General features: G+C 54.9%; 2 protein-coding genes and 2 pseudogenes. 1 reads left to right on the forward strand and 3 read right to left on the reverse strand.

Annotation, left to right across the window (positions count from 1 at the left end):
* Positions 1-193: pseudogene (locus AAAC48_RS14100) on the forward strand (hypothetical protein); the annotation flags it as partial.
* A gap of 134 nt (positions 194-327) precedes the next feature.
* Here AAAC48_RS14100 and AAAC48_RS14105 read toward each other — a convergent pair.
* From AAAC48_RS14105 to radC, 3 genes and pseudogenes are all read right to left on the reverse strand, one after another.
* Positions 328-1,047, reverse strand: a complete 720-nt coding sequence (locus AAAC48_RS14105) for a 3-keto-5-aminohexanoate cleavage protein (RefSeq protein WP_340654783.1) — start codon at positions 1,045-1,047, stop codon at positions 328-330.
* A 126-nt stretch (positions 1,048-1,173) separates the two neighbouring features.
* The gene (locus AAAC48_RS14110; protein ID WP_340654784.1) at positions 1,174-2,007 is read right to left on the reverse strand and encodes an AraC family transcriptional regulator; all 834 of its coding nucleotides are present in this window, start codon (positions 2,005-2,007) and stop codon (positions 1,174-1,176) included.
* 38 nt (positions 2,008-2,045) lie between these two features.
* Positions 2,046-2,703: pseudogene (gene radC / locus AAAC48_RS14115) on the reverse strand (DNA repair protein RadC); the annotation flags it as partial.

Here is a 2,703-nt window from a genome sequence, read left to right on the forward strand (position 1 = left end):
CTGCCAAAGGACAAGGGCGCTTCCGGGAATATGATCTCGGCTACGTCCATATCGACGTCAAACACCTGCCGAAGCTGCGGACTGCCGATGGAGAAGTGCGCAAGCGCAGAATCCTCAAGTGATTGATAGCCGGGATGCGGACAAATTGAACGTCACTTGGCGGTGCAGCAGCGTCCGGATGGCAGTGCTTGATGATACCTGCGGAAACCTTATTCAATTGGTACAGATGAAGGTCGATTAGGGCTCGAAGCGGTCGTGGAACTTTGCTGGAATAATGGGTCCCGACCTTAGGCCACCAAGACCTCGGTTCGCATCGGCACCTTTTCTTTAATATGCTCGTGCGAGCATAACCGCAGCGCGAACAATATCGGCATTGTCGACAGCTTTCTTGCCGGAGGGTAGATCATTACCGTCCTCGAGCCCGATGCGGCCGTCATAGCCCCGCGCCATGGCCTCCCTGAACATCGGCCAGACGCTCTTTTCATCCCCGTGCAGCAAAATGGGAAGCTTGAATTTGGCCCGCTCCAGGATCCCTATGATTCCGGTTGCGACGGCAAATCCTTCGTCGATGTCCTGTTCGTTGATTTCAATCAAGACGCGAAGGCATTTTTTGGCGTCGGGCAAAGTCACAAAGCGCTCGGCATCGCTGACAGACCAAATCCCGGCCTCTACGCCAACACCCTTGCCAAGAGCCAGCGAGATCACATCCGCAGCGTCGTCTTCGACGAGATTGACGGAAACATAGTCCGGAAGCACTTGCCATCGTTCGATCGTTTTCTGGCGGGCCAGACCGCCAGGCGGTATACGCCAATGCGTCGAAAGGCCAATAGGAGTCCCGGGAACGCTCTCGCGAATTTTAAGGATCGCTTCGGCAACAACCTCAGGTTCAAGACTCTCGGCACCGTCGGGACCGCGCGGATGGATATGCAGTTCGCTGGCCCCGGCCGCAATGGCGTGCACAGCATCGCTCGCGAGTTCTGCCGCAGTATAAGGTACGCCGGTGTGAAACTCGCGTGTACGTCCACCATTCAAGCAGGCCTGCAGCATGGTTTGCACTCCGGTCACATATGAGTGCGTTGATCATAACCGATATCCTGCTGACAGCGATATGGCAGGATCAAAGTATTGGATCTTGAGAGCGGCGATGTGTGGCGCCGCTCTCGCTGGCCAACGTCAGGCCTTGATGGGGATCCACACCTCAAGGCCGCCATTGCCGGTTCGTGGGTCGAATTCCGGCCCGTACCGTTCGAAATTGGGCGCGTCTGCAACTTCATGCCCTGACTCGGGAAGATATTTACCCCAGATCGTCATCATGGTGCTCCGAATCGTCGAAATATGATCCCGATGAGCGAAGACCAGATATTTCAGTGCCGGGATGCGTACCCGGCTGAACTCCTCCGGAAGGTTTGAAAAGTCCCTGACTTCGACACCTGCAATATAATCGAAGTTGTTTTCATCGTCGCTGTTGCAGCAGACGCCATAGCAGACATCGCCCACCTGGCCCGACACATGGCCAATATAGGGGGCAAAGCGTTGCCATTGCGACGGGATTGCCTTGCTGGTCTCACAATTGTAGCGCGCACCGATTCCGGCGATGAGCATCGCCCTGCCGTCCACAGTGCGGGGTGTTTCCAGGTCTATGATAAATGACTCATCCATTTTGAGTGCCTCCACCAGTTGGATGTTTTCGACATTGCCCTGTGCGCGAACCTGTTCTGGTGTGAAACCGAACTGGTCGCGAAAGGCCCGGGTGAATGCTTCATGGGAGTTGTAACCTGCCTCGAGGGCGACGCAGAGAATATCGGGAGCACCGTTGCACAGAACTTTCGCTGCTTCGGTCAGCCGGCGGCCACGCAAGTAACCACTGACGGGACAACCTGTAAAAACGGCGAACGCGCGGGACATGTAGAAACGCGACAGTCCGGCCGAAGCCGCTATATCGTCCAGCGTGATGTTTTCGGCAAAATGCCCTTCGATAAACCAGATCGCCTTTTCAACCGGATTCATTCAAACCTCCATTCAAGCATGTATTGAAATAAAGGCCTTCAAGGTTGCGCATTTGATCGTTGTTGCGGTGCCTTTAAAAAAGTTTCAAGCCCTTCAGGCTTTGCATGACCATTCTTGTCGATAATGATGTGATCATGCACGACAATGCCCATTTGCGCGCCAATATTGGCCATGGTCCTGGTCATTTCGATATCGGCCTTGGAGGGTGTCGGATCGCCTGAGGGATGATGTGGGTGAGAATGATTGCACTCGCGGAAAGCTGGAGCGCCCGTGCGATCACTTCGCGCGGGTCGACTGGTGTGGTCGACGGTGCCGATCTGTTACATTTCGTCGGCAATCAGAGCGTTCCTCTTGTCGAGAAACAGAATGCGAAACTGCTCGCGTGGTTCATGGGCCATCGCGGCAACGCAGTAATCCATGACCTTGCACTCAACACTGTCTTTTCACGTATGTCGCTGCCGATCATCCGGTGATTCAGTGCAAAGACCAGCTTGAGGTCAATGGCGATCGCCGGGCCGCAGCCCTTGATCTCCTTCAGCAGATGTTCAGGTGCGCCAAGGACTTCCGCCAGCGAGCCAAAGCTTGCAATTAACGCCTTGGCGAGAGGCTTTGTGTCGCCCTGGCGATTGAACGATAGAGGAGCATCTCGAGCATTTCATAGTCGGCAAAGCCTTCATGACCGACTTTCTGAAATCG

The sequence above is a fragment of the Phyllobacterium sp. genome (assembly GCF_037994405.1).
In the GTDB taxonomy this organism is placed as follows: Bacteria; Pseudomonadota; Alphaproteobacteria; order Rhizobiales; family Rhizobiaceae; genus Phyllobacterium.